This window comes from Sphingomonas kyeonggiensis (assembly GCF_030812785.1).
Lineage (GTDB): Bacteria > Pseudomonadota > Alphaproteobacteria > Sphingomonadales > Sphingomonadaceae > Sphingomonas > Sphingomonas kyeonggiensis_B.
Window position 1 is genome coordinate 263,618 of the sequence record NZ_JAUSTJ010000001.1, and the last position, 24,195, is coordinate 287,812.

The window sequence follows — 24,195 nt, forward strand, 5'->3', positions numbered from 1 at the left end:
GGAGATTAGTGCCCGCTCACCGCCCGCCCGGCGACCAGCGCGGCGCTGATCCCGTCGATTACGAACTGAACCGCCAGCGCGCCCAGCAACACGCCGAGCAGCCGCGACACCACCGCCTCGATCTTGGCACCGACCACCCGCATCAGCGGCCCCGCCGCGAGCAGCGCCAGCAAGGTCAGCAGCAGGATCGCGGCCATCGCCGCGAGCACCACGGCGGTGCGCTCCAGCCCGTTGTTCTGCGACATCAGCAGCATGGTCGAAGCGATCGAGCCGGGGCCCGCGATCATCGGCATCGCCATCGGGAAGATAGAGATGTCTGTCGGCTCCTCCGCCTTGATCTTCTCGGCCCGGTCCTCGCGACGCTCGGTGCGCTTCTCGAACACCATCTCGAGCGCGATCAGGAACAGCATGATGCCGCCGGCGATCTTGAAGGCGTTGAGGCTGATGCCCAGCGCGCGCAGCAGCGCCTCGCCGAACAGCGCGAAGCCGAACAGGATGACGGCCGCGACGATCACCGCGCGCACCGCCATCGCCCGGCGATGCACCGCGCTCGTCCCGGCCGTCAGCCCCGCGAAGATCGGCGCGCAGCCCGGCGGGTCGATTACCACGAAGAAGGTGATGAAGGTGGAGATGAACAGCTCGATCATTTGGCGGGCGCCGCTCCCTCGTCAAACACCGTTTTCCAACCGCGCCCGGTCCAGATCACGACCGAGAAGACAACGGTATCGCCCTTCCGATCCCAGCGCGCCTGAAGCGACTGGTCCCGCGCGGCATGGCATCCCGTGCTATCCGCGTCGGAGAGGCAGCCGCCCATGTCGATCTCCGGCTTTCCCGCGCAGGAAGCCCGCACGACCTTCGGTCGCGAAGGCCGGGCGCGCGGCACGGCGACCGCGCCGCCATGATCGGCCAGCCACTTCCAGCTGCCGTCACCCTGCTTCGCCCATATCGTGGAGAAATAGCCGCTGGAGCCGTCCGGCCAAAGCGCCCCGCCGGTGTTGACCGCAAGATTTCCCGAGCAGGAGACATAGCTCTCGGTCGGCCACCATTCGACCGACTTCGCAGGATCCTTGCGACCCTTGAGCCACTCCTGCGCGTTGGTCGCCTGCGGCACGAACATCACCGCCTCATCCGACGCATAGTCGCGGAACGCCGTCCACTGCCCCCTGGCCTGCGCCGCCGTGGCAAAGGCGCGCTCGGCTTCCACCGCCGTCTGCGGCGCCGCGGCCTGCAGGACCAGCGCGGCCAGGAGCATCAGATCGCGCCCTTCTCGAGCGGCACCCCGGCATTGCGGTACGCGGCGACCAGAGTGTTGCGCAGCAGGCAGGCGATGGTCATCGGGCCGACGCCGCCGGGCACCGGCGTGATTGCGCCCGCCACGCTCGCCGCGCTGTCGAAATCGACATCGCCGACCAGCCCAGCCTCGGTGCGGTTGATGCCCACGTCGATCACCGTAGCGCCCGGCTTCAGCCACTCGCCCTTGACGAAATGCGCCCGGCCCACCGCCGCCACGACGATATCGGCATGCTTCAGATAGTGCGGCAAGTTGCGCGTCTTCGAATGGACCAGGGCCACCGTCGCACTCGCCCGGGTCAGCAGCGCCGCCATCGGCTTGCCGACGATGTTCGAGCGGCCGATCACCACGGCGTCGAGCCCGGCCAGGTCGCCCAGCCGGTCCTCGAGCAGCATCAGGCAGCCGAGCGGGGTGCAGGGCACGAAGCCGTCGAGCCCGGTGGCGAGGCGACCGGCGTTGACCGGGTGGAAGCCGTCCACGTCCTTGTCCGGATCGATCCGCAGCAGCACCGCCTGCTCGTCGATATGCCTGGGCAGCGGCAACTGGACCAGGATGCCGTCGACCTCGGGATCGGCGTTGAGCTTGTCGACCAGCGCCATCAGCGTCGCCTGGGTCGTGTCGGCGCCGAGCTTGTGCTCGAAGCTCTCCATCCCCGCCTCGCGGGTCTGCTTGCCCTTGGAGCGGACATAGACCGCGCTGGCCGGATCCTCGCCGACCAGCACGACGGCGAGCCCGGGCGCGCGCCCGGTCCTTGCCTGGAACGCGGGAACCAGTTCCGCCACGCGGGCACGCAGGCCCGCGGCGAACGCCTTGCCGTCGATGATGTCAGCCGTCATGCGCCCCGCCATAGAGACGTTGGGCCCGTTCTTCCAGCGCTGTGGGGTCGCCGATGACACGAAGTCGCTTGAGCCGCGCGGTATCGCCCGCGATCAGGCTGACGGCGCGCTTGGGTACGCCAAACGCCGCCGCCACCAGCGGGACGAGCGCGGCATTGGCCGCGCCCTCCAACGGCGGCGCGGCGAGCCGGGCGGCGAAATGCGCTTCGGGGCCCGCGGCGAAAGCGTCGCGCGACGCGCGCGGCGTCACGCGGACTGCGATCTCGATCCCGTCCGCGATGCGCCGCCAGGGGGGCACGCCGGCGTCAGTAGATCGCGCCGGCGAGCTGGGCGATCGCCCAGTTCAGGACGAAGTCCTTGAGGATGATGATCAGCAGCAGCGCGACCAGCGGGCTAAGGTCGAGCGCGCCGAAATCGGGCATGATCCGCCGGATCGGCCGGTAGATCGGCCGGGTGATCGCCTCCAGCGTCTGCCACACCGAGCGGACGAAGTCGTTGTACGTGTTGATCACGTTGAACGCGATCAGCCAGGACAGGATCGCCTGGATGATGATGATCCAGCTGAGCACCCACAGCAGATACTGCGCGACCTGCAGGAGCATGATGAGAAAGGACAAGGCGATCTCCGAGAAAGGTTGGGCGGGAACTTAAGCAAGGCGGCGCCCCGCAACAACCCCGGCGCAGGCCTTCCTTGCAATGTAGGATTCCACCTGTTTGGCTTCCCGGCGCTGCGCGCGGAACGCAGCCGCTCTTTGACAGGTAGGAACCATAGGATTCGCGCGGATGCGCAGCGCCATGGCAAAGTTGCGCCGACGCATGCCCAGGCGTGACGCCTGGCTGTCGAGACTTTTTGTGACTTTCAGCAGCGGCCCGCCGAGTCGCACGGCCGCAAGTGTAGGAAATTCAGGCGTGGACCAAAGTACCCGCACCGCGCCGGGTGAAGATCTCGAGCAGCATCGCATGCGGGATACGCCCGTCGAGGATCACCGCCGCATCGACGCCCTGCTCCACGGCGTGGACGCAAGTCTCGACCTTGGGGATCATGCCGCCCTTGATCGTGCCGTCAGCTTTCAATGCTTCCACCCGAGCCCTGTCGAGATCGGTAAGCAGCTCGCCCTGCTTGTCGAGCACGCCGGCGACATCGGTCAGCAGGAAAAAGCGCGAGGCGCCGATCGCGCTGGCGATCGCCCCGGCCATGGTGTCGGCGTTGATGTTGTAGGTATGCCCATCGGCGCCCAGCGCGATCGGGGCGACCACCGGAATGAAGTCCTGCGCGGCTAGCGAATGGAGGATCGCCGGATTCACTGCCACCGGCTCGCCGACAAAGCCCAGGTCGACATGGCGCTCGATACCCTGCAGCGGATCGGCCTCGCGTCCTGTGACCTTCTCGGCGGTGACCAGGCCGGCGTCCTTGCCGGAGATGCCGACGGCGCGGCCGCCCGCGGCGCCGATCCAGCTGACGATCTCCTTGTTGATCGATCCGGCCAGGACCATCTCGGCGATGCGCGCGGTCTCGGCATCGGTGACGCGCAGGCCGCCGACGAAGTTCGATTCGACGCCCAGCCGCTTCAGCATTGCGCCGATCTGCGGGCCGCCGCCATGGACGACGATCGGGTTGATGCCCACTGCCTTGAGCAGCACCACGTCCTCGGCGAAGTCGCGCTGCAGCTCGGGATCGCCCATCGCATGGCCGCCATATTTCACGACGAAGGTCGCACCGGCGTAGCGCTGCAGATAGGGCAGCGCCTCGACGAGCGTTTCGGCCTTGGCGAGCAGCGCGGGATCGGGGGCATTGGTCATGGCGGCCCCATAGGGCCACCGGGGCGCCCCCGCAACTTTCAGCGGAAGCGGAACATGTCTAGCGGAAGACGGCAGTCGCGCGGAAGGTGGTGAGCCAGTTGGTCGAGCCGCGGCACTCGCCCATCGAGCGCGCCCGGGTCAGCCGGAAGCGGGTGCCGTCCCAGACATAGGTCGCGCTATCGCCGCAGTCGCCGATGCCGCGCCCCTTGGCATAGGTCGACAGCTCACCCTTGTCGAAGCCGGCATTGACCAGCATGCCGTCATTGCCGTCGTCGAAGACCGCGCGGGCGGGCTTGCCGCCGGCGATGACGAAGGCGACGGTACTGTAGTTATAGGCGCCGGCTCCGCAGGGCAGCAGCGCCAGCGTCTTGCCGCCGCCCAGCGCATGGGTCTCGACCTCGGGTGCGCTCTCGGCACCGTCATAGAGGCCGTCGCAATCGCTCTGCTTCTCCAGCGTGAGCCGCATTGCCCTGGAGACGGCCACGGGCGCACCGCTCGGGCGCAGCGCGGCGATCCGCTCGGCAACCTTCGCGGCGGGAACCGCACCGGCAGGCTTTGTTCCCCGGGCGACAACCGCGGTCACCGTGCCGGCCCGGCCCTGGTCGGCGTCGATGTGGCGCAGCGAGGCCGAGGACCCGGCGAGCGAGATGCGCGCGACGGTCTTGCCGTCGCCATCGACGAGCGCCAGCGCCTTGCCGTTCGGCATGGCGGCGGCGATCCTCGCAGCGTCGGCGCCCTGGAAGGTCACCGCTTCGTCCCCGGCCGGTGCGGTGGCGATCGTCACGTCGTCGATCTTGAGCGTGGCCCTGCCGCTCGGCTTCTCGGCCGGCCAGACCTCCACCGTGAAGCCGCCCGCTGGTCCGGCTTCACGGATGACTGACATGGTCGCATCATAGCCTGATCCTTCCTCGGGCATCGCCTGGTCGCCCGGCAGGAGCGAGGTCATCTCGCAGCCGTGCAGATTGTCGCAAGCCACGACCCAGTCGCCATAGAGTTTCTCGGGACCGTCTTGCGCGGCCTGGGCGGCGAGGAGGAAGGCGAGGAGCAGCATGGCGTCGAGCCTAGCCGATTCGGCTTCGAATCGATAGGAGCGGCGCCAAAGGAGAGACGATGATGAAGACGGTTGGCGTGATCGGTGCGGGGCAGATGGGCGCGGGCATTGCGCAGGTGTCGGCCCAGGCGGGCTATGCGGTATTGCTCTCCGACGTCGACCAGGCGCGTGCCGAAGCCGGCAAGGCAGGCATCGCCAAGCAGCTCGCCCGGGCAGTCGAGAAGGAGAAGATCAGCGCCGGTGACGCAGAAGCGGCGCTTGACCGCATCACCTGCGTCGGCGGCACCGACAGTTTCGCGCCCTGCGACCTGGTGATCGAGGCGGCGACCGAGCGGGAGGCGATCAAGCGCCAGATCTTCGAGAGCGTCGGCAAGGTGCTGGGCGCCGACGCGATTCTGGCGAGCAACACCTCGTCGATCCCGATCACCCGCCTCGCCCAGGCCTCGCCCGATCCGGCACGCTTCATGGGCGTGCACTTCTTCAATCCGGTGCCGGTGATGGGCCTGATCGAGCTGATCCGCGGCCTCGCCACCTCGGATACCACCGTCGCAGCGGTCGAATCCTTCGGCCAGTCGCTCGGAAAGCGCATCGTCCATGCGAACGACGCCCCCGGCTTCATCGTCAACCGCGTGCTGATGCCGATGCTCAACGAGGCCTGCTTCGCGCTCGGCGAAGGCGTGGCGACGATCCCGGACATCGACGCCGCCTGCCAGCTCGGCCTCAACCATCCGATGGGGCCCTTCACCCTGGCCGACTTCATCGGGCTGGACACCTGCCTGGAGATCACCCGCGTGCTGTTCGAAGGCACCGGCGATCCCAAGTTCCGGCCGGCGCCGCTACTGGTGAAATATGTCGAAGCCGGCTGGTACGGCCGCAAGACCAAGCGCGGCTTCTACGACTATAGCGGCGCGGAGCCGGTGCCGACGCGCTAGGCGCCGGCCTCGGCCTGGGTCAGCTCGGCCTGGCGGTCGAGCGCCCATTTGGCGAGCGTGTCGAACGGGATCGCTGCGAGGAAGGCGATCCCGGCGCGGCCGTCATGCGCCCAGCGCACCACGCCGCGGCGGCCCTCCAGCCCGTGCACGCCCACCGTCACCTCATCGCCTTCGCGGAGGAAATCCGCCTCGACCTTCACCCCGCCCTGCGACACGTCGACCAGCGTGACGCTGACCCGCAGTCCCTCGGCGACCAGGCTGACCGGACAGGCGATCCGCAGCCGCGGCATGCGCTGGGTGAGGCCGGGATCGCCGTGGACCGGCGCGTGCAGCACCTCGAGCACGTCGATCTTCTCGTCGAACTGCACGCCGACCGTGCCGTCCGCCGACCAGGCGACATGCCCGGCGATCTCGTTGCCCGAGCGGATCTCGACCGTCACCGGCTCGCCGGGGGGCAGGCTGGTGTGGAGCTTCCCCATCAGCCCGCCTGGCGAGATGTTGCGGATCAGGCAGAGCGCCTCATAGCCGTCCCATCGCAGCATCGCGGATCGATAGACCGAGATCTTCGAACGATCGTCGCTTCGGCGTTCCATGGTCGGCACTTCGGGCTGGAAGGAGATTTCGGTGCGGGAAATGTGCGCCTCCAACGGCTTTTCTGTTGTGACCCGCGGCGAATATGCGTCCGTCAGATGTCTGTAACGTTTCGAGGTCGCAACGGCACGCGGCAGCGGCGGATGCGAGGGCACGCTGCCCTCGCCGGCAGGCCGGAAGGCCAGCTGCAGGCAGTCCCGCACCCGGCCCAGCGCTTCCTCGCCCGGCGTCGGCGGCGGGCGGCGCAGGATGCGGAGCGGACGTGCATCCGGACCAGTGGCGATGAAATTGGTCACGCGTCACTCCAGCTACTGTCCTGGAGAGCGCACATCCCTGGGCCGGCCTTCGGCACGGTCCGATGATGGCGCGCGACCCGCTCTCCACCCGATGTCGATTGTCCCCGGCAAGTACAGCGCGCCCCCGGCGCAGCGTTGTCCTGCCGATTTGGTCCGAATCTAGGTAACCGAGGTATCCAAAAGGTTAACGACTCAGGGAAGCAGCAGCCCGGCCAGCGCCGCGCTCATCAGATTGGCGAGGCTGCCGGCGATCAGCGCGCGGATGCCGAGCTTCGCGATCATCGGCCGCTGGTTCGGTGCGAGGCTGCCGGTCGCCGCCATCTGGATGGCGATCGAGCTGAAATTGGCAAAACCACAAAGTGCGAACGTGACGATCGCGCGGGTGCGCGGCGCGATGTCGGTCATCGCGCCGAGATCGATGAAGGCGACGAACTCGTTGAGCACCACCTTGGTGCCGAACAGCCCACCCGCCGCAGTCGCCTCGTGCCAAGAGATGCCGAGCAGGTACATCACCGGCGCGAAGATCGTGCCGATGATTTTCTGGAAGCTGAGATCCTGGAGGAAGCTCGCCCAGGCGGCATGACCCGTCTGGTAATAGAGCCAGTTGCCCGCCCCCGCGAGCAGGCCGTTGGCGAGCGCGACGAGGGCGACGAAGGCGAGGACCATCGCGCCCACCGCCACGGCGATCTTGACGCCGGTCGAAGCGCCCGAGGCGGCGGCCATGATGAGATTGGCGGCGCGCTCTTCCTCGATGTCCTGCTCCGCGACCTTGATCGCCGCTTCCTCGGCATCGTCGCCGAGCGGCAGCTCGCCGTCCTGCACCGGGCTGTCGGGCATGATGATCTTGGCCATCAGCAACCCGCCAGGCGCCGCCATGAACGAGGCGGCAAGGAGATAGGGCAAGGATGCCGCGCCGAGCAGGCTGGCATAGGCGGCGAGGATCGTGCCGGCGACGCCGGCCATGCCGACGGTCATCACCGCAAAGAGCTGCGAGGGGGTCAGCCGGGCGAGATAGGGGCGGATCACCAGCGGCGATTCGCTCTGGCCGACGAAGATGTTCGCCGCCGCGCAGAGCGACTCGACCTTGGTGGTGCCGACCACCTTCTCGATCGCGCCGCCGATCCAGCGGATAACGAACTGCATCACGCCGAGATGGTAGAGGATCGAGACCAGGGCGGCGAAGAAGATGATCACCGGCAGCGCCGCGATGGCGAAGCTCTGGCCGCCCAGTTCGGGCTTGGCGAGCGGGCCGAACAGGAAGCTGGTGCCGGCGCCGGCATAGCCGAGCAGCGCCGAGACCGCGCTCGACAGGCCGTGCAGCGCCGCCTGGCCCCAGCTGGTCCGCAGCACGAGCGCGGCGATGCCCGCCTGGAGGAGGAAGGCGGCGCCGACCACGCGCAGGTTGATCCCGCGCTTGTTCGACGAAAGCACGAAGGCGATGCCAAGGATCGCGAGCACGCCGAAGATGCCGACCGGAAACTGATTCAACTTCTACCCCCAAGGCAAACGCCCAAGCCTGTGAGCATACACGCTCGCACCCGCATGGCCAGAGGCAGCCGATTCCGTTCCCCGCAGAAGCTGCGGGGCGGAAGTTCACAAAGTTCCCGACATCGCCGCGTGCGATCGCAGGCGCCCGCACGCGCGGGCCAACGCTCCGCGGCCCCGCCCGGCGAGGACAGCCGGGCGGATGACGGAAGGAACGGGATTTTCGAGATCTCGGAACCGCCGATAGAACAAAACAGGAACTTTGTCAAGTCCCAAAGTCCCCGGGACTTGCGGTGCAGGCATTTCTCGCTAGCGTCCGCCCATGGACACCATTCGCATCCCGCGTTCGCTCTTCTTCCTATCGATCTTCTATGGCGGCATGGTCTGCATCGCTGGCGTGCTCGGCAACAAGCAGGTCTCGCTCGGCCCGATCTCGCAGATCGGCAACTGGGTGGGCGTCGGCCCGCTCGCGGTGGAAGCGGGCATCTTCGCTTTCCTGCTGCTCGTCGCAGTCTCCAGCGCGGTCGCCGAGCTGCACGGGCCGGACACGGCGCGGCGGCTGGTGCTGATCGGCTTCGTGCCGCTGGTCACGTCGGTGCTGCTGTCGATCCTGGTCCTCACCCTCCCCGCCTCGCCGAGCATGGCGCCCGACCGGCTGCATGCCTTCGAGCTGATGATGAGCGGCACGCCGCGCATCTGGCTGGGCGGGATCATCGCCTATGGCATCTCGCAGATCCTCAACGTCACCATCTTCTCGGCGCTGAAGAGCGGCGGCGGCAAGCTGCTCTGGCTGCGCGCCGCGATCGCATCGGTGCTGAGCCAGATCGCCGACACGCTGATCTTCGTCAGCGTCGCCTTTTACGGCGTGTTCCCGATCGGCGAGCTGCTGGTCGGCCAGATGCTGAGCAAGGTGGTGCTGAGCATCGTCCTGGTGCCGGCGCTGATCTACCTGTTCGTCGCATTCGGGCGCAGCCTGGACAAGAGGCGGGCGCTGCATTGAGCTGAACCTCCTCAATTATTGTCATCCCGGCCTTGTGCCGGGATCCACCGCGCCGCGGCGTCTAGCCTCTAACCTGTAGGTCAGCGCTCGCCTCCCAGTGGACCCCGGAACAAGTCCGGGGTGACGAAGGAAGAATGGCTCCCCTTACGGCGCCAGCCTTATCGGCTGGGCTTCGCAGAGGATCAGGGCGAACCAGTCGTTCGGATCGGTCCATTCGCGGATCGGGGTCCAGCCGCCGGCGCGCAGCAGCATGCGGGCGCCGTTGCGGCCATATTTGTGGCTGTTCTCGGTGTGGATCGTCTCGCCCGCCGCCATCGCGAACGGCCGGTCATCGACGCTGAACTCCATGTCGCGCACCGCCTCGAGATGCATCTCGATCCGCGCGGCATCGTCGTTCCACAAGGCGACATGGCGGAAGGCCTCGACCGGGATCGTGCCGTCCAGCTCGCGGTTGATCCGCTCGAGCAGGTTGAGGTTGAACGCCGCGGTGACGCCCTGGGCATCGTCATAGGCAGGGACCAGCACCTCGGGCGCCTTGACCCGGTCCATTCCGATCAGCAGCCGCGCACCGTCGCCCAGCCAGTCGCGCATCGCGCGCAGCAGGTTGACCGCATGCCAGGCCTGCATGTTGCCGATCGTCGAGCCCGGGAAGAAGCCGAGCTTGGGCATGCCGCTCACCTGCTCGGGCAGCGGCACCGGGCGGAGGAAATTGGCCTCGACCGGATAGACCGGCAGGCCGGGAAAGGCCTGGCCCAGTTCAGCGGCGGACTGGCGGAGGAAATCGCCCGAGATGTCGATCGGCACATAGGCCGCGGGATCGATGGCACGCAGCAGCAGCGGCGTCTTGATCGAGGAGCCCGAGCCGAACTCGACCACCGCGGCACCGCGCGCCGCCAGCGCGCCGAGCTCGGGGCCGGTCTTGCGGAGCAGCTCGGTCTCGGTGCGGGTGGGATAATATTCGGGGAGCTGGGTGATCTCCTCGAACAGCTCCGAGCCGCGGCGATCGTAGAACCAGCGCGCCGGGATGGCGCGGGGACGCGCTTCGAGGCCGCTCAGCACATCGGCGCGGAAATGCGGATCGGCGAGGCTGGCCTGGCCGTCTTCGAGTTCCTGTTTCAGCATGACTGGCCGGCCTTTCGGTTTTGATCGTCATCCCCGCGCAGGCGGGGATCCAGAGCCACGAAGGTCATCGCTCTGTTACCCTGGATCCCCGCCTGCGCGGGGATGACGAGGAAGGGAGCGAAGGTGGCGGTGAAGAGGGGCTGGTGCGGGAAGGCCATCACAGGTCCTTCGCCAGGCGCACGCCGGTGAACTGCCAGCGCTGATGGGGATAGAAGAAATTGCGGTATGAGGGCCGCGAATGGCCGCGCGGCGTGGCGCAGGACGAGCCGCGCAGCACGAACTGCCCGCTCATGAACTTGCCGTTGTACTCGCCGACCGCGCCCTCTGCGGCCTTGAAGCCGGGGTAAGGGCGGAAGGCACTGCCGGTCCATTCCCAGACATCGCCGAAGAAAGCGGGACCGCCCGCCGAGGGCCGCGGCTCGACCGGGCTGGCAGCGTCGAGCTGGTTGCCACTCTCCGGATCGAAAGCCGAAGCGGCGGCTTCCCATTCGAACTCGCTGGGCAGGCGCACACCGGCCCAGCTGGCATAGGCATCGGCCTCGAAGAAGCTGACATGGGTGACCGGCGCGGCGGGATCGACCGGGCGGCGGCCGTCGAGCCCGAAGCGGGTCCAGGCGCCGCCCTCCTGGCGCCAGTAGAGCGGCGCCTCGATGCCTTCCTTCTGCACCCAGGACCAGCCGTCCGACAGCCAGTGCCGCGGGTCCCGATAGCCGCCATCGGCGACGAAGGCGGCCCATTCGCCATTGGTCACCGTGCGATCGGCGATGGCGTGCGGGGTGAGCAGCGCCTGGTGGCGCGGCCCCTCGCAATCGAACGAAAATGTTGAATCGCTTGAATCGACACCCAGCTGCACGAGGCCGGCCTGCCCCTCGATCCAGCCGATCGGGCCAGGCATCGCCACCGGCACCTTAGGCGCACCGCGCCAGACCGCGGGCTCGAGCGGGTTGACCGAGAAATGGTGGAGGATGTCGGTGAGCAGCAACTCCTGATGCTGTTGCTCATGATTGCAGCCGAGCAGGACCAGCGCCTGGGCGACTTCCGGCAGATCGGGCAGCGCGTCGATCAGCGCGGCGTCGACATGGGCGCGATAGGCCAGCACCTCGGCCAGGCTGGGGCGCGACAGCATTCCCCTGCGAGGACGCGCATAGCGCTGGCCCTCGGCCTCGTAATAGCTGTTGAACAGGAAGGGCCAGCGTTCGTCGTGGAGCGCATAGCCGGGCACATGGTCGCGCAGCACGAAGGTCTCGAAGAACCAGCTGGTGTGGGCGAGGTGCCATTTGGCCGGCGAGGCGTCATCCATCGACTGGATCGTGGCGTCGGCATCGGAGAGCGGCCGGACCAGCGCCTCGCTCAGTGCGCGGGTGTGGTGGAACTTCGCGCCAAGCGCGCCGGAGGCCGGAGCGGATCCCGTTTCCGTTCGCATTATGTTCTCCTAGCGCGGCCGGGTGCGCCGGTCAACCGGGGGAGATATAGGTTCGCGGAAAGCCCCTGGTACCCCATCAGAACGTTACGTCGCCGGCTTTTGTTCACGCCCTGCCGATAGCGGGCGGCCCAGGGCCGTGAAGCTATGCCAAGGTATCGGTCAGCGTGACGCGCCGGGTACCCAGAGCACGTCGCCGGCCTCGCTCTGGTTGACCGCGCGGGCAGCGACGAACAGCAGGTCGGACAGGCGGTTGAGATAGGCGAGCGGCTGTGGCCCGGCACCGGCAGCGACCGCGGCGCGCTCGGCCCGGCGGGTGACGGCGCGGGCGAGATGGAGTTCGGGCGCACCCGGGGCGCCGGCGGGCAGCACGAAACTGGTCAGCGGCTCCAGCGCCGAATTGATATGGTCGATCCGTTCCTCGAGCCATGCGACCTGGCCGGGGGTGATGCGCAGCGCGCCCTGGATCCCCTCGGGCGTGGCGAGATCGGCGCCCAGATCGAACAGGTCGTTCTGGATATGCGCGAGCATGCCGCCGAACGCGTGATGGCCGAGCGTGGCGCGGGCGACCCCGATCGCGCAATTCGCCTCGTCGACATCGCCGATCGCCGCCATCAGCGCTGCGGCCTTGGAGATGCGCGAGCCATCGACCAGGCCGGTGGTGCCGTCATCGCCGGTGCGGGTGTAAATCTTGTTGAGCTTGACCATCGCGGCGGAGCCTACGCCCCCGCGCGCGCCATCTCAATCGCTCAGGCGTGCTTCGAGCGGAGCAGCAACAGGCCGAAGCCGATGAAGATCGTGCCCGTCATCCGGTTGAACCATTTCTTGAGCGCCGGCCGCTCAAGATGGCGGGCGAGGCCGCGGCCGCCCAGCGCATAGACCAGGTACCAGAAGCACTCGACCACCGCGAAGGTGAGCACCAGGATCGCGAACTGCGGCGGCTTGGGTGCGGCGGCGCTGACGAACTGGGGGAAGAAGGCGGCGGCGAAGAGCAGCGCCTTGGGGTTGGAGATGGCGATCACGAAGCCGCCGCGGAAGAGCTGGGCGGCGGTGAGGCGCTTGTCCGCGAGGGCGGCATCGTCGGTCACGTCGAGCGGGGCCGGGTCGGACCGCCAGGCCTTGATGCCGAGCCAGACCAGATAGGCGGTGCCGGCCCAGCGCAGCACTTCGAACGCGCCGGGAATGGCGAGCAGCAGCGCGGTGAGTCCGGCGGCGGAGGCGGCGAGGAGCGCGATCAGCCCAGCCAGGCAGCCGGCCATTGCCGCGACGGTGCGGCGCAGGCCGAAATCGACGCTGCGCTGGAGGATGTGGAGCATGTTGGGGCCGGGCGTCCCGCAAAGCAGGAACACGGCCATGACGAACAGCCACCAGGTCTGGAGAGTCATCGCGGCAACCTTGGCATCTTGGAAAGGGCCGTGCGGCCCGGTGCGTCAGCCCTTGGCCGACATCATCATCAGGATGATCGCGATGATCGCGATCGCCACAGCCTGGAGCAGGATGCGCTGCTGCATCAGCTTCTGCGACTTGAGCGCGCGCGGGCTGGGACCGTCGCCGGTATTCTCCAGGTCCTGGCTGGTCGTCTGCGCCATGTTCACCAGCCCCTTGATGAGGATGAACAGGGTGGCGAGCATCGCCGCGATCAGCAGGAAGGCCAGGAAGATCATGCGCCGACCCTACGCCTCTGTAGCGGCGATGCCAACCGGCAGTTGTCCTGCCCGCAACTGGTCGGCCAGCGCGCGGCCATCCTCCCCGGAAAGCCGCATCGCCTCGAGGCTCGGCGCGCCGTGGCGCTTGGCGAGGCGGGTACCGTCGGGGCCGAGGAGCAAGGGGTGGTGGCGGTATTCTGGCGTGGGCAGGCCGAGCAGCGCCTGGAGCAGGCGGTGGACATGCGTCGCGGCGAACAGATCCACCCCGCGCACGACATGGGTGATGCCCTGCGCTGCGTCGTCGATAGTGACGGCGAGGTGGTAGCTCGCGGGGGCATCCTTGCGGGCGAGGACGACATCGCCGGCGGAGGCGGGGTCGGCGAGGATGCGGCCGGCAAAGGCGTCGCGCCACCATAAATCCCTCTCCCCCTGGGAGAGGGAGGGAGCCGGCGCAGCCGGCGGAAGGGTGAGGGTCGAGCTGCCCTCACCCTTCCCATCGCTTCGCGACGGGCCCCTTCCCTCTCCCGAGGGGAGAGGGAGTTTGAGCGCCTTCCCCATATCCAGCCGCCAGCAATGCGGCTTGCCCAGGTCCGGCGCTTCCAGCCCGCGGCAGGTCCCCGGATAGAGCGCGCCCTCCGGCCCGTGCGGGGCGGTCAGGCTCGCGGCGATGTCGGCGCGGGTGCAGAAACAGGGGTAGAGCAGGCCCATCGCGCGCAGCCGGTCGAGCGCGGCCTCGTACAGAGCGAGGCGCTGCGACTGGAAGCTGACCTCCCCGTCCCATTCGAGGCCGAGCCATTCGAGATCGCGCAGGATCGCATCGACATGCTCGGGGCGCGAGCGGGTGCCGTCGATATCCTCGATGCGCAGGGTGAAGGTACCGTCATGCTCCCGTGCGAAGTCATGCGCCTGGATCGCCGACCAGGCGTGCCCCAGGTGCAGGCGGCCGGTGGGGCTGGGCGCGAATCTCGTGTGGACAACCATCAGAACGGCCCTTGACCGCGAGTCGCGGGATATGGTGTCATCACCGCGTCACGCTTCTCGGCGAGATGCGTGCCACCACGTAACGGGCGAGGGAGCGCATGTATCATCCCGATCTGATCCGCCATCCGGACAGCTGCCCTGCCCTTGTGCTCAATGCCGATTATACGCCCCTGAGCTATTATCCGCTGAGCATCTGGCCCTGGCAGACGGCGGTCAAGGCGCTGTTCCTCGATAGAGTGGATGTCGTCTCCTATTATGAACGCGAGGTCCGAAGTCCCAGCGCGAGGCTGAAGCTTCCTTCGGTCATCGCGCTCAAACAATATGTGAGACCTTCGCAGTTTCCCGCCTTCACCCGGTTCAATCTCTTCCTTCGCGACAAGTTCGCCTGCCAATATTGCGGCAGTCACCGCGACCTCACCTTCGACCATGTCATTCCCCGCGCCCAGGGCGGGCGCACCACCTGGGAAAATGTCGCCACTGCCTGCGCGCCCTGCAACCTGAAAAAGGGCGGGCGCACCCCGCAACAGGCCGCGATGCCCCTCTATCTCCAGCCGATACGGCCGACCAGCTGGCAGCTCCAGGAGCATGGCCGGCGCTATCCCCCCAATTATCTCCACGATACCTGGCGCGACTGGCTCTACTGGGATGTGGAGCTTCTGGCCTAGCCGCCGCGCTTCCGATTGCCCTTCTACCCGTCACCCCGGACTTGTTCCGGGGTCCACCGAGCCGTGCGCATTACCGGTGGAGCCTCTTGCCCATGACTTGCCTCCCGGTGGACCCCGGCACAAGGCCGGGGTGACGAGTGTAGTTGGCGGCGCTAGCATCCTCACAAACAACCTGTTCCGGGGGATGTAGACATGAGCGGTTTCACCATCGACCGGCGCACGGCGCTGGCCCTGTCGCTGGGCGGCGCGAGCGCGCTGGCGTTTCCGCGGCTCGCCTTCGCGGCGGCGCTGGACGAGGCGGCGGTGGATGCGATCGTCCAGCCCTTCCTCGCTGCCTTCGAGACGCCGGGCGTCGCCGTCGCCATCGTGCGGCCGGGGATGCCCGCCTTCACCAAGGGTTACGGCGTGCGCACGCTCGGCAAGCCCGCGCCGATCGACGCGCACACCCGCTTCGGCATCGCCTCGCATTCCAAGGCGTTCACCGCCGCCGCGCTCGCCCTGCTGGTCGATGCGGGCAAGCTCGGCTGGGAAGATCCGGTGACCCAGCACCTCCCCGACTTCCGCATGTCCGATCCCGCCGTCACGCAGATGATGACGGTGCGCGACCTGCTGGTGCACCGCTCGGGACTCCCCTTGGGCGCCGGCGACCTGATGTTCTTCCCGGCCGGCACGCATGTCGCCGCCGATGTGCTGAAGGCGCTGCCCTATCTGAAACCCGCACGCGGTTTCCGTGCCGGCTATGATTACGACAACATCCTCTACATCGTCGCCGGACTGCTGATCGAGCGCGTCAGCGGCATGGCCTGGGACAAGTTCGTCGAGACGCGGATCTTCGCGCCGCTTGGCATGGCGGACGCGGTCGGCTCGCGCGCCTCGCTGACCACCGACAATGTCGCCGGGCGCCATGCGCGGCTGGGACCGCCGGTGCGCGGGATCGGCAAGCAGGAGGTCGTCCAGCCCGACGAAGGCAAGATGGTCGACGCCGCCGGCGGGATCAACGCCAGCATCAGCGACATGGCCAAATGGATCCAGGTCCAGCTCGCCCAGGGCAAGCTGCCCGACGGCAAGCAGCTCTGGTCGGTCCAGCAGGCCCGCGAGATGTGGAAGCCGCAGACGATAACCTCGTCGAGCGACGGCCCGACCTCGGAGAACCCGGTGCGCCCGGTGCTCGCCGCCTATGCTTTGGGCTGGTTCGTCCAGGATTATCGCGGGCTCCGGCTGATCCAGCACAGCGGCGGCCTGTCGGGCCAGGTGACCTATACCGGGCTGCTGCCATCGCGCGGGATCGGCGTGTCGGTGCTGAGCAATGTCGAGGAAGGCGTCTCCGCCGCGATCCGCAATGCGATCCTCGATAAGCTGATCGACGCGCCGGCGTTCGACTGGGTGGCGAGCTATCGCACGCGCAGCAAGGCGGCGCAGGACGAGGCGCTGGCCAGCGTCGAGGGCGGGATCGACAAGGCGCCGGCCGGCACGCCCTCGCTGCCGCTGGCCGGCTATGCCGGGCGCTACCGCGATCCCTGGTACGGCGATGTCGTGGTGACGACCAAGGGCGGCAAGCTGTGGATCGACTTCACCCCCACGCCCGTGTTCAAGAGCGTGCTCGAGCCCTGGGGGCCGGACAGCTTCCGCACCCGCTTCGCCAAGGATGCCGGCGAGGACGCGGTGGTGACCTTCGAGATCAAGGACGGCAAGGTCACCGGCGTGACGATGAAGCCGCTCTCGCCGCTCGCCGATTTCAGCTATGATTACCAGCACCTCGCCTTCGTGCCGGTACCGTAATCAACTGTATTATTGTAGTAACACAGATGCTGCGCTAAAAGGACGGCATGCGAGCGGCAGAATCACCGACTGATGGCTGACGGCAGCGATCCGAGGAACGTCCGCTTTCCGCTGCGCCGGTCGGGCGACGATTTCGCGCCGAGCCCGGCGCCGAAGCCGGAGCCGCGCGCCTGGCGCCCGCCGTCGATCGAGAAGATCGGCGAGGGGCTGGGTGACGCGCTCAAGTGGGTCAAGCCGCAGCGCGAGGAACCGCTCGAGCTGTCGGGCGGCATGCCGGCGCCCGACGACTATGCCCCGCGCTGGCGCCGCGCCGCGCCACCTGCTCCACCACCGCCTCCCCCGCCCAGCCAGCCGGCCTATGCCGAGCCGCTGCCGGCGGGCGGCTACACCACCAATCTGCCGGTGGTGCTCAAGAAGCGGAACTGGCTGCGCTGGGCGAGCTGGATCATCGCCGGCTTCCTGGTGCTGTTCTTCGTCGCGGTCGCCTGGCTGGCGCTGACCGCCCCGCTCTCCAAGTCGCTCCAGCCGCCGGCGCCGCCTTCGATCACGCTCCTCTCCGCCGAGGGCAAGCCGATCGCCCGGCGCGGTGCGGTGATCGCCGCGCCGGTGGATGCGAGCAAGCTGCCCGAGCACGTCCGCAACGCCTTCGTCGGCATCGAGGACCGGCGCTTCTACAGCCATTGGGGCGTCGACCCGCGCGGCATCCTGCGCGCCTTCGTCCATAATATGACGAGCGACGGCGGATCGCAGGGCGGCAGCACGATCACCCAGCAGCTCGCCAAGAACGCCTTCCTCAATTCGCAGCGCACCTTCGGGCGCAAGGCGCAGGAAGTGCTGATCGCCTTCTGGCTGGAAGCCTGGCTGAGCAAGGACGAGATCCTCTCGCGCTATCTCTCCAACGTCTATTTCGGCGACAATGTGTACGGCCTGCGCGCCGCTGCGCGGCATTATTTCAGCGTCGAGCCCGAGGGGCTGACCCTGAGCCAGGCAACGCTGCTCGCCGGGCTGGTGCAGGCGCCGTCGCGGCTGGCACCGACGGGCAATCTGAAGGGCGCGCGCGAACGGCAGAAGCTGGTGATCGCGTCGATGGTCGATGCCGGGTTGCTGACCAAGGCGCGCGGGCAGAGCGTGCGCCCGGCGGTGCTCCACGTCACCAAGTCCGAGGACGACCTGCCCAACGGCACCTATTTCGCCGATTGGGTGCTGCCCCAGGCGCGCGACCGGGCCGGCGGCGTCGGCACCGAGCAGACGGTGCAGACCACGCTCGAGTTGACCGCCCAGCAGGCGGCCGAGCGCGCGGCGCGCAATGCCGGGCTGCGCAAGTCACAGATCGCGATCGTCGCGATGCATCCCGACGGCCGGGTGATCGCGATGGTCGGCGGCAAGAATTACGGCGAGAGCCCGTTCAACCGCGCCACCCAGGCGCGGCGCCAGCCGGGATCGACCTTCAAGCTGTTCGTCTATCTCGCGGCCCTGCGCGGCGGGATGGAGCCGGACAGCATCGTCGATGACAGCCCCGTCCAGATCGGCGACTGGAAGCCCGAGAATTCGCACGGCAGCTATGCCGGGCAGATCACCCTGCGCCAGGCCTTCGCCAAGTCTTCCAACGTCGTCGCGGCGCGGCTGACCCAGAAGTTCGGCGTGCGCGCGGTGACCCAGGCGGCGCGCGACCTCGGCATCTCGACGCCGATCGGCAACGATGCCTCGATCGCGCTCGGCACCTCGACCGTGTCGCTGCTCGAGCTGACCGCAGCCTATGCCTCGGTCGCCAACGGCACCTATCCGGTGCGCCCGCAGGGGCTGAGCGGCGAGGAGGCGGAGAGCGACTGGCTGGCCAGGCGCCTGGGCGGGCCTACCCGCTATAACGGGCGCCAGCTCGACGATTTGCGCAGCCTGCTCGGCACGGTGGTGGAGGACGGCACCGGTCGCGGCGCCAACCTGCCGATCCCGACCTATGGCAAGACCGGCACGACCCAAGACAATCGCGACGCGCTGTTCATCGGTTATGCGGGCGGGATCGTCTGCGGCGTGTGGCTGGGCAATGACGACAATTCGCCCAATCCCGGCCTGTCGGGCAGCGGCCTGCCGGCGCGGGTGTGGCGCGACTTCATGACCCGCGCGCTCGATCTGCGCATCCCGCCGCCCGAGCCGACGGTGGAGCCCGACGCCAATGACGTGACGCTCGACGATGTGCTGAACGGGGTGGGCGAGTTCATCCAGGGCTCGGGCATCGAGACCCAGGTGGTGCCGCCGGGCGTCGACCCCGACGAGCAGGGCGAGGCGCCGATCGACGCCCGGCCGGCGGAGGGACAACCGGGCGAGGCGACCGACCGGCGACGCCCGGGCCGCGGCCCGAGCACGCCGCCGCAGGATCGCTTCCGGCCGGATGACCGGCGGGGCGAGGAGCGCTAGGCCTCAAGCGACGACCTAGCCGATGAGGTGCAAGCGATCCCCCTCGCCCTTGTCCGTCAGCGCTTTAGCCAGAAGCTCGCCCCCGAGGCCGACGAACGAAATGGCAGCGGACCAGCCTCTGGGCACCATGCCGACAGCTTCCCGGTAAATGTCAGCCGTCTGCAGGGCCAGATTGACCGATGCGATGATCTCCACGCCCGTTTGGAGGGAGGCATCCACCTCCTGACCTCTCCTAATTGTCACCTGCTGGAGGCTCGCTCCGACAGATATGTCCGGACCATTGTTCGTCACGACATACCGACCGTCGTCCAAGATCCTATTCACGATGAGGTCGAAGCCATCCATGCTCGCATCGTGACGGCATCGAGCCAGCGCCGCAATGCCGCGGGCCCGAGTTGCACACCGGCGCCACGGATCGCGTCCGATCAGGCGGAGAGAGATAGCGAGCCACAACCGTCACCCCGGCCTTGTGCCGGGGTCCACTAGGAGGCGAGCGACGGACTGGAGGCTCCAGGCAGGGAACACGCGGCACGGTGGACCCCGGCACAAGGCCGGGGTGACGGGCTTTGGGAATGCCGCAAAGCCATGGCTTGCGATCGTGGCAAGGCGCGGCAGCCGCATGCCGCCGCGCCCCACCGCGCAATCACTTCACCGGGCGGCAATTCTCCAGCAGCAGGCCATGCGCAGTGGGATTGAAATTGGCATAGACGCCCGACAGCTTGATCCGCTTGCCGGGCTTGAGCTGCAGCGCGAACACCGACTGGCCCTTTGCCAGGCGGCAGAAGATGTCGGTCTTGAACGGCGCGGTGCCGGGCAGGCGGATCGCCTCGTTATAGGGCTCCGGGATGTCGTAGGTGACGACATAGGCGTCGTCCAGCTTGTCGATCGACTTGACCGTGCCGCTGACGATGAAGGTCTTGTCCTTGTAGCGCAGCGGGATGGCGGCGGCGTTACGCTGGGTGTCCTTCGAGATCTGGTGCGAGATCGACAGCGCGTCCATTTCGAGCGGCGCCTTGTTGCCTGCCGCGGTCATGCCCGCGCTGGCCGCCGCGGTTCCGGCCTTGCCGGTCTTGAGCTGGTTCAGCATGCCGCACATCTCGGCCTTGGCGGGCTCGCTCGCGGCTGACATGCCGGCGCGCAGCTTCGCCTCCATCCGGACCGTGCCGTCTTCCGTCGCGGTGATGGTGAGGGGGAAGGCGCGGACCTTGCCGGTCTGCGCCTGCTCGATCAGCATGCTGCCGTCCTCGGGCTCGACCGCGAGCACGTCATAGCCCTTGGCGACGACGATCCCGCGCATCTGGCCGATCGCGCTCGCAGGCTTCAGGCCCGGCAGCGTCACCGAGGCGGCGAACTTCTGGCCGCTGAGGATGCTTCCGCCCTTTGTGAAGGATTCCTCGCAGGTGCCGGCATGCGCCAGCGCCGGGGCAAGCAGAGCGATCGGCACGAAGAGACAGGACAAGCGCATTGTTTTCCCTCTTTCTTTTCCCGCCATGATAAGCTGGCGAACCCGTATGGCGCCAAAGCCCTTCGTCGCCAACGCGCGAATGCCCCCGGGCACCGGCAGCGCCCCTAGCGGGGCGACACCACGAAGAGGAACAACAGCCCGAAAAACAGGGTGAGGCCCAGACTGCCCCAGAGAAAGATCCTCACATCCCTGGGGTGCGGCCCGCGCCTGAACAGCACAAGCGCGAGTCCGGCGGAGAGGAGCCCGGACAGGGCGATGCTCGGGCCCCGGCCGCCGAACGGCTCCAGGCTCCCGAATACGACCAATCCATAGGCAAGCAGGTAGATGTTGATGGCGCCGATGCCGCCAATGAAACCATGGATCGGCCGCGGGTCGCCCGCCGGCTCGGGAACGGTTTGCGCAATAGCTTGCGACACGCGGAACAGCGTCTTGCAGCCGCTCCACAGGACGAAGAGGCTCGCGCCCAAGGAAAGGATCACCGCCGGCAGCAGGACGATGACGCGCGGCAGCGGCGCAAGGCTCTCCACCAGCGATGGCGCGCCGATGCTGAGCGCGGCAGATGCGAGAAGCCAGGCGGCCAGCGCAAGGCGGACCGGCAGCGGCAGTTTCACGACCAGATTCGCCCAATGCTGGCCAAGGCCCGAATTTGTCGACGTTCCCATCAGGGCTCGCTCGCATGGTCCCGAGCTTGCTGCAAGATTCTGTCTGTTGACGCCGCCCCGCACCCCTCGCATGGACCGGCCATGCGCTTCTTCTCCGACAACGCCGCCGCCGTCTGCCCCGAAGTGTTCGCCGCGCTGGGCAAGGTGAACCAGCTCGACACGGCCTATGACGGGGACAGATGGTCGCAGTCGCTCGACGGCGCCTTCTCCGATCTGTTCGGGACGCAGGTGCGGGCGCTGTGGGTGCCGACCGGCACGGCGGCGAACAGCCTGGCGCTGGCCGCGCTCTGCCCGCCCTATGGCGGCGTGGTCTGCCACCGGGACGCGCATATCAATGTCGACGAATGCGGCGCGCCCGAATTCTACACGCACGGCGCCAAGCTGCTGGTCGGCGAAGGCGAAGGATCGAAGCTGACCCCGGACGCGATCCGCGCGGTGATCGATCCGATCCGCCCGGACGTCCACCAGGTCCAGCCGCACGCCATCTCGATCACCAACGCGACCGAGTACGGCCTGGCCTATACGCCCGACGAAGTCGCGGCGATCGGGGCGCTGGCCAGGGACCGCAAGCTCGGGCTGCACATGGACGGGGCGCGCTTCGCCAATGCCGTCGCGCATCTCGGCTGCCATCCCGGCGACGTGACCTGGCGCGCGGGCGTCGATGCGCTGAGCTTCGGCTTCGTCAAGAATGGCGGGATGAGCGCCGAGGCCTTGGTGTTCTTCAAGCCCGAGTTGGCGGATGCCACGCTCTATCGCCGCAAGCGCGCGGGGCTGCTCTTCTCCAAGGGGCGCTATCTCGCGGCGCAGATCCTCGCGCTGATCGAGGATGATCTGTGGCTGCGGAACGGCCGCGCGGCCAATGCCGGCGCGGCCTTGCTCGCCCGGGCGGCGGGGGGCAGGCTGGTCCATCCGGTCGAGGCGAACGAAGTGTTCCTCAAGGTCAGCGCCGAGGAAGCCGCGAGCCTGCGCGCCCTGGGCTTCGACTTCTATGACTGGGGTGTCGGCGAGGCGCGGCTGGTGATCAGCTGGGACCAGAGCGAGGACGCGATCCGGCCGCTGGCCGACGCGATCGCGGCGCTGTGAGCGAGGGCGCCCCGCCCCAATCCACCCGCCTTTCGGTCCTGATCCCCTTCGCGATCGTCACGCTGATCTGGGGATCGACCTGGATCGTGATCCGCGACCAGCTTTCGGTGGTGCCGCCGAGCTGGTCGGTGACGTACCGCTTCACCGTGGCCGGCGTGACGATGCTCGCCTGGGCGCTGCTTCGCGGCGACGGGCTGAGGCTCGACGCGCGCGGCTGGCGGTTCGCGGTGCTGCTCGGGCTTGCGCAGTTCGTGTTCAACTTCAACTTCGTCTACCGCGCCGAGCAGCACATCACCTCGGGCGTGGTGGCGGTGGTCTATGCGCTGCTGCTGGTGCCCAATGCGGTGCTTGCCCGCGTATTCCTCGGGCAGAGGATGGGGCGGCAGCTGGTGATCGGGTCGGCGATCGCGATGGCCGGCGTGGCGCTGCTCTTCGTCCACGAGGCGCGGCTGAGCCCAGTGGGGCCGCATGCGGCGCTGCTCGGCATCGGCATCGCCTTGCTCGGCGTGCTGTCCGCCTCGACCGCCAATGTCATGCAGGCGACCAGCACCGCCAAGGCCTATCCGATGGCGACCGCGCTGGGCTGGGCGATGCTGAGCGGCGCGGCGATCGACGCGCTGTTCGCGCTCGCTACGGTCGGCCCGCCGGTGTTCGATCCGCGGCCGAGCTATGGGCTGGGCATCCTCTATCTCGGCGTGCTGGGCTCGGCGCTGACCTTCAGCATCTATTTCCGGCTGATCCGCACGATCGGCCCGGCCAAGGCGGCCTATACCAGCGTGCTGATCCCGGTGATCGCGATGGTCTTCTCGACGCTGTTCGAAGGCTATCTCTGGTCGGCGCTGGCGGCGGGCGGGGCGGTGCTGGTGGTGGCCGGGCTGGTCGTGGCGCTCAAGGCGCGCAGGCCCAACCGGTAATCGGCGTAGCGCGGCCGCCAGCCGAGCAGACGCTTCGCCTTGCCGTTCGCGACGCGGCGGTTCTCGGCATAGAAGGCACGGGCCTGCGGACTGAGGTTCGCCTGATCGAGCGGCACCAGCGGCGGCACCGGCAGCCCCAATAGCGCGCAGCCATAGGCGATCACGTCGCTCTGCGGCGCGGGTAGGTCGTCGGCGAGATTATAGGCGCCGGGCGGCCCGTCGAAACCGGCGATCACCCCGCTGACGATGTCGTCGACATGGACGCGGCTGAACACCTGTCCGGGCACGTCGACCCGGGCAGCGGCGCCGGCGCGGATACGGTCGAGCGGGGAGCGGCCCGGGCCATAGATGCCGGGCAGGCGAAACACCCGGGCACCCAGCCCGAGCCAGGCGGCATCGGCCTGGGCGCGGGCGGTGCGGCGGCCGGTGCCGGTGGGGGCGCTCTCGTCGACCCACGCGCCGGCGACATCGCCATAGACACCGGTCGAGGAGAGATAGCCGATCCACGCGCCCGAGGCGGCGATCTCGCTCCCATAGGCGGCGAGCACGGGGTCGTCCTCGCCCGGCGGGACCGTGGAGAGGATGTGGGTGGCGCGGGCGATGTCGACCGCGCGATCGGCGAAGGTCTCGCGGGTGACGGTGGCGATGTCGGCCTGGCCGGCAAGCCGGGCGATCAGGCGGGTGGCGGTGTAGCCCGGGCCGAGGATCAGCAGGCGCATCCGCTAAAATCCTCCCCGAGCTTGTCTCGGGGAGGGGGACCATCG

Annotated in this window: 26 protein-coding genes; 7 read left to right on the plus strand and 19 right to left on the minus strand. The window is 68.2% G+C overall.

The genetic code is table 11. The annotated features are described in order from the left end of the window. Positions 1-5: 5 nt before the first annotated feature. From J2W22_RS01265 to J2W22_RS01295, 7 genes are all read right to left on the minus strand, one after another. Complete coding sequence (locus J2W22_RS01265; RefSeq protein WP_307116456.1) at positions 6-647, minus strand: MarC family protein; 642 nt, start codon at positions 645-647, stop codon at positions 6-8. Then, entirely contained in the window at positions 644-1,252 is a 609-nt protein-coding gene (locus tag J2W22_RS01270; RefSeq protein ID WP_307116457.1) for a hypothetical protein, read from the minus strand. Before J2W22_RS01270 ends, J2W22_RS01265 begins: the two co-directional genes overlap by 4 nt. Further along, positions 1,252-2,127, minus strand: coding sequence for a bifunctional methylenetetrahydrofolate dehydrogenase/methenyltetrahydrofolate cyclohydrolase FolD (folD, locus tag J2W22_RS01275; RefSeq protein ID WP_307116458.1), 876 nt, complete (start codon positions 2,125-2,127; stop codon positions 1,252-1,254). The genes J2W22_RS01270 and folD overlap by 1 nt, the downstream gene beginning before the upstream one ends. Next, positions 2,117-2,425, minus strand: coding sequence for a DUF167 family protein (locus tag J2W22_RS01280; protein ID WP_307116459.1), 309 nt, complete (start codon positions 2,423-2,425; stop codon positions 2,117-2,119). The genes folD and J2W22_RS01280 overlap by 11 nt, the downstream gene beginning before the upstream one ends. A gap of 7 nt (positions 2,426-2,432) precedes the next feature. Next, on the minus strand, positions 2,433-2,729 hold the full coding sequence (locus tag J2W22_RS01285) for a YggT family protein (RefSeq protein ID WP_307117968.1): 297 nt from the start codon (positions 2,727-2,729) through the stop codon (positions 2,433-2,435). Between the two features lie 301 nt (positions 2,730-3,030). After that, the gene (argB, locus tag J2W22_RS01290) at positions 3,031-3,927 is read right to left on the minus strand and encodes an acetylglutamate kinase (RefSeq protein ID WP_307116460.1); all 897 of its coding nucleotides are present in this window, start codon (positions 3,925-3,927) and stop codon (positions 3,031-3,033) included. 58 nt (positions 3,928-3,985) lie between these two features. Then, a complete protein-coding gene (locus tag J2W22_RS01295; protein WP_307116461.1) occupies positions 3,986-4,978 on the minus strand; it encodes a DUF1176 domain-containing protein in 993 nt (330 codons plus the stop codon). Between the two features lie 62 nt (positions 4,979-5,040). Between J2W22_RS01295 and J2W22_RS01300 the strand changes: the two genes are divergently transcribed. Then, positions 5,041-5,910, plus strand: a complete 870-nt coding sequence (locus tag J2W22_RS01300) for a 3-hydroxyacyl-CoA dehydrogenase NAD-binding domain-containing protein (RefSeq protein WP_307117969.1) — start codon at positions 5,041-5,043, stop codon at positions 5,908-5,910. Here the strand turns inward: J2W22_RS01300 and J2W22_RS01305 are convergent. Then, a complete protein-coding gene (locus J2W22_RS01305; RefSeq protein ID WP_307116462.1) occupies positions 5,907-6,797 on the minus strand; it encodes a PilZ domain-containing protein in 891 nt (296 codons plus the stop codon). The two genes, J2W22_RS01300 and J2W22_RS01305, sit on opposite strands and share 4 nt — an antisense overlap. A gap of 192 nt (positions 6,798-6,989) precedes the next feature. Beyond that, the gene (locus tag J2W22_RS01310; protein ID WP_307116463.1) at positions 6,990-8,285 is read right to left on the minus strand and encodes a NupC/NupG family nucleoside CNT transporter; all 1,296 of its coding nucleotides are present in this window, start codon (positions 8,283-8,285) and stop codon (positions 6,990-6,992) included. Between the two features lie 319 nt (positions 8,286-8,604). On the opposite strand from J2W22_RS01310, the gene J2W22_RS01315 reads away from it, so the two are divergent. Continuing rightward, positions 8,605-9,282 carry a queuosine precursor transporter gene (locus J2W22_RS01315; RefSeq protein ID WP_307116464.1) on the plus strand — a complete coding sequence of 226 codons (678 nt, stop codon included), beginning with the start codon at positions 8,605-8,607 and terminating at the stop codon, positions 9,280-9,282. A 144-nt stretch (positions 9,283-9,426) separates the two neighbouring features. Here J2W22_RS01315 and egtD read toward each other — a convergent pair whose 3' ends face one another. The 6 genes from egtD to J2W22_RS01345 form a co-directional block, all read right to left on the minus strand. Beyond that, complete coding sequence (gene egtD, locus J2W22_RS01320) at positions 9,427-10,404, minus strand: L-histidine N(alpha)-methyltransferase (RefSeq protein WP_307116465.1); 978 nt, start codon at positions 10,402-10,404, stop codon at positions 9,427-9,429. Between the two features lie 157 nt (positions 10,405-10,561). Next, a complete protein-coding gene (gene egtB, locus J2W22_RS01325) occupies positions 10,562-11,827 on the minus strand; it encodes an ergothioneine biosynthesis protein EgtB (RefSeq protein ID WP_307116466.1) in 1,266 nt (421 codons plus the stop codon). A gap of 159 nt (positions 11,828-11,986) precedes the next feature. Further along, positions 11,987-12,532: a cob(I)yrinic acid a,c-diamide adenosyltransferase gene (locus J2W22_RS01330; RefSeq protein ID WP_307116467.1), complete on the minus strand. Its 546-nt coding sequence runs from the start codon at positions 12,530-12,532 to the stop codon at positions 11,987-11,989. Between the two features lie 41 nt (positions 12,533-12,573). Further along, entirely contained in the window at positions 12,574-13,209 is a 636-nt protein-coding gene (locus J2W22_RS01335; protein ID WP_307116468.1) for a LysE family translocator, read from the minus strand. 45 nt (positions 13,210-13,254) lie between these two features. Next, positions 13,255-13,488 carry a twin transmembrane helix small protein gene (locus J2W22_RS01340; RefSeq protein ID WP_307116469.1) on the minus strand — a complete coding sequence of 78 codons (234 nt, stop codon included), beginning with the start codon at positions 13,486-13,488 and terminating at the stop codon, positions 13,255-13,257. Between the two features lie 9 nt (positions 13,489-13,497). Continuing rightward, entirely contained in the window at positions 13,498-14,451 is a 954-nt protein-coding gene (locus tag J2W22_RS01345; RefSeq protein ID WP_307116470.1) for a glutamyl-Q tRNA(Asp) synthetase, read from the minus strand. Positions 14,452-14,549: 98 nt separating this feature from the next. Between J2W22_RS01345 and J2W22_RS01350 the strand changes: the two genes are divergently transcribed. The 3 genes from J2W22_RS01350 to J2W22_RS01360 all read left to right on the plus strand — a co-directional run bounded on the left by J2W22_RS01350 (position 14,550) and on the right by J2W22_RS01360 (position 19,307). Continuing rightward, on the plus strand, positions 14,550-15,116 hold the full coding sequence (locus J2W22_RS01350; RefSeq protein ID WP_184164112.1) for an HNH endonuclease: 567 nt from the start codon (positions 14,550-14,552) through the stop codon (positions 15,114-15,116). Positions 15,117-15,308: 192 nt separating this feature from the next. After that, positions 15,309-16,895 (plus strand): serine hydrolase, encoded by a 1,587-nt coding sequence (locus tag J2W22_RS01355; protein ID WP_307116471.1) that lies wholly within the window; start codon positions 15,309-15,311, stop codon positions 16,893-16,895. A gap of 270 nt (positions 16,896-17,165) precedes the next feature. Further along, a complete protein-coding gene (locus tag J2W22_RS01360; RefSeq protein WP_373422956.1) occupies positions 17,166-19,307 on the plus strand; it encodes a transglycosylase domain-containing protein in 2,142 nt (713 codons plus the stop codon). 15 nt (positions 19,308-19,322) lie between these two features. Here J2W22_RS01360 and J2W22_RS01365 read toward each other — a convergent pair whose 3' ends face one another. The 3 genes from J2W22_RS01365 to J2W22_RS01375 form a co-directional block, all read right to left on the minus strand. Continuing rightward, a complete protein-coding gene (locus J2W22_RS01365; RefSeq protein ID WP_307116473.1) occupies positions 19,323-19,652 on the minus strand; it encodes a hypothetical protein in 330 nt (109 codons plus the stop codon). A 298-nt stretch (positions 19,653-19,950) separates the two neighbouring features. Then, positions 19,951-20,772, minus strand: a complete 822-nt coding sequence (locus J2W22_RS01370; protein WP_307116474.1) for a hypothetical protein — start codon at positions 20,770-20,772, stop codon at positions 19,951-19,953. Between the two features lie 104 nt (positions 20,773-20,876). Further along, positions 20,877-21,383, minus strand: a complete 507-nt coding sequence (locus tag J2W22_RS01375; RefSeq protein WP_307116475.1) for a hypothetical protein — start codon at positions 21,381-21,383, stop codon at positions 20,877-20,879. A 132-nt stretch (positions 21,384-21,515) separates the two neighbouring features. Here J2W22_RS01375 and J2W22_RS01380 point away from each other — a divergent pair, with 132 nt between their 5' ends. Both J2W22_RS01380 and J2W22_RS01385 read left to right on the plus strand, forming a co-directional pair. Then, positions 21,516-22,517: a threonine aldolase family protein gene (locus J2W22_RS01380; RefSeq protein ID WP_307116476.1), complete on the plus strand. Its 1,002-nt coding sequence runs from the start codon at positions 21,516-21,518 to the stop codon at positions 22,515-22,517. Continuing rightward, on the plus strand, positions 22,514-23,431 hold the full coding sequence (locus tag J2W22_RS01385) for a DMT family transporter (protein ID WP_307116477.1): 918 nt from the start codon (positions 22,514-22,516) through the stop codon (positions 23,429-23,431). The genes J2W22_RS01380 and J2W22_RS01385 overlap by 4 nt, the downstream gene beginning before the upstream one ends. Here J2W22_RS01385 and J2W22_RS01390 read toward each other — a convergent pair. After that, entirely contained in the window at positions 23,341-24,150 is an 810-nt protein-coding gene (locus tag J2W22_RS01390; protein WP_307116478.1) for an NAD(P)-dependent oxidoreductase, read from the minus strand. The genes J2W22_RS01385 and J2W22_RS01390 overlap by 91 nt on opposite strands. Positions 24,151-24,195 lie beyond the last annotated feature (45 nt).

Bases quoted from the DNA above. Each gene is read 5' to 3' on its own strand.
- J2W22_RS01265 (WP_307116456.1), bottom strand. From the start codon at position 647: ATGATCGAGCTGTTCATCTCCACCTTCATCACCTTCTTCGTGGTAATC.
- J2W22_RS01270 (WP_307116457.1), bottom strand. From the start codon at position 1,252: ATGCTCCTGGCCGCGCTGGTCCTGCAGGCCGCGGCGCCGCAGACGGCG.
- folD (WP_307116458.1), bottom strand. From the start codon at position 2,127: ATGACGGCTGACATCATCGACGGCAAGGCGTTCGCCGCGGGCCTGCGT.
- J2W22_RS01285 (WP_307117968.1), bottom strand. From the start codon at position 2,729: ATGCTCCTGCAGGTCGCGCAGTATCTGCTGTGGGTGCTCAGCTGGATC.
- argB (WP_307116460.1), bottom strand. From the start codon at position 3,927: ATGACCAATGCCCCCGATCCCGCGCTGCTCGCCAAGGCCGAAACGCTC.
- J2W22_RS01295 (WP_307116461.1), bottom strand. From the start codon at position 4,978: ATGCTGCTCCTCGCCTTCCTCCTCGCCGCCCAGGCCGCGCAAGACGGT.
- J2W22_RS01300 (WP_307117969.1), top strand. From the start codon at position 5,041: ATGAAGACGGTTGGCGTGATCGGTGCGGGGCAGATGGGCGCGGGCATT.
- J2W22_RS01315 (WP_307116464.1), top strand. From the start codon at position 8,605: ATGGACACCATTCGCATCCCGCGTTCGCTCTTCTTCCTATCGATCTTC.
- egtD (WP_307116465.1), bottom strand. From the start codon at position 10,404: ATGCTGAAACAGGAACTCGAAGACGGCCAGGCCAGCCTCGCCGATCCG.
- egtB (WP_307116466.1), bottom strand. From the start codon at position 11,827: ATGCGAACGGAAACGGGATCCGCTCCGGCCTCCGGCGCGCTTGGCGCG.
- J2W22_RS01330 (WP_307116467.1), bottom strand. From the start codon at position 12,532: ATGGTCAAGCTCAACAAGATTTACACCCGCACCGGCGATGACGGCACC.
- J2W22_RS01335 (WP_307116468.1), bottom strand. From the start codon at position 13,209: ATGACTCTCCAGACCTGGTGGCTGTTCGTCATGGCCGTGTTCCTGCTT.
- J2W22_RS01340 (WP_307116469.1), bottom strand. From the start codon at position 13,488: ATGATCTTCCTGGCCTTCCTGCTGATCGCGGCGATGCTCGCCACCCTG.
- J2W22_RS01345 (WP_307116470.1), bottom strand. From the start codon at position 14,451: ATGGTTGTCCACACGAGATTCGCGCCCAGCCCCACCGGCCGCCTGCAC.
- J2W22_RS01350 (WP_184164112.1), top strand. From the start codon at position 14,550: ATGTATCATCCCGATCTGATCCGCCATCCGGACAGCTGCCCTGCCCTT.
- J2W22_RS01355 (WP_307116471.1), top strand. From the start codon at position 15,309: ATGAGCGGTTTCACCATCGACCGGCGCACGGCGCTGGCCCTGTCGCTG.
- J2W22_RS01360 (WP_373422956.1), top strand. From the start codon at position 17,166: ATGCCGGCGCCCGACGACTATGCCCCGCGCTGGCGCCGCGCCGCGCCA.
- J2W22_RS01365 (WP_307116473.1), bottom strand. From the start codon at position 19,652: ATGGATGGCTTCGACCTCATCGTGAATAGGATCTTGGACGACGGTCGG.
- J2W22_RS01370 (WP_307116474.1), bottom strand. From the start codon at position 20,772: ATGCGCTTGTCCTGTCTCTTCGTGCCGATCGCTCTGCTTGCCCCGGCG.
- J2W22_RS01380 (WP_307116476.1), top strand. From the start codon at position 21,516: ATGCGCTTCTTCTCCGACAACGCCGCCGCCGTCTGCCCCGAAGTGTTC.
- J2W22_RS01390 (WP_307116478.1), bottom strand. From the start codon at position 24,150: ATGCGCCTGCTGATCCTCGGCCCGGGCTACACCGCCACCCGCCTGATC.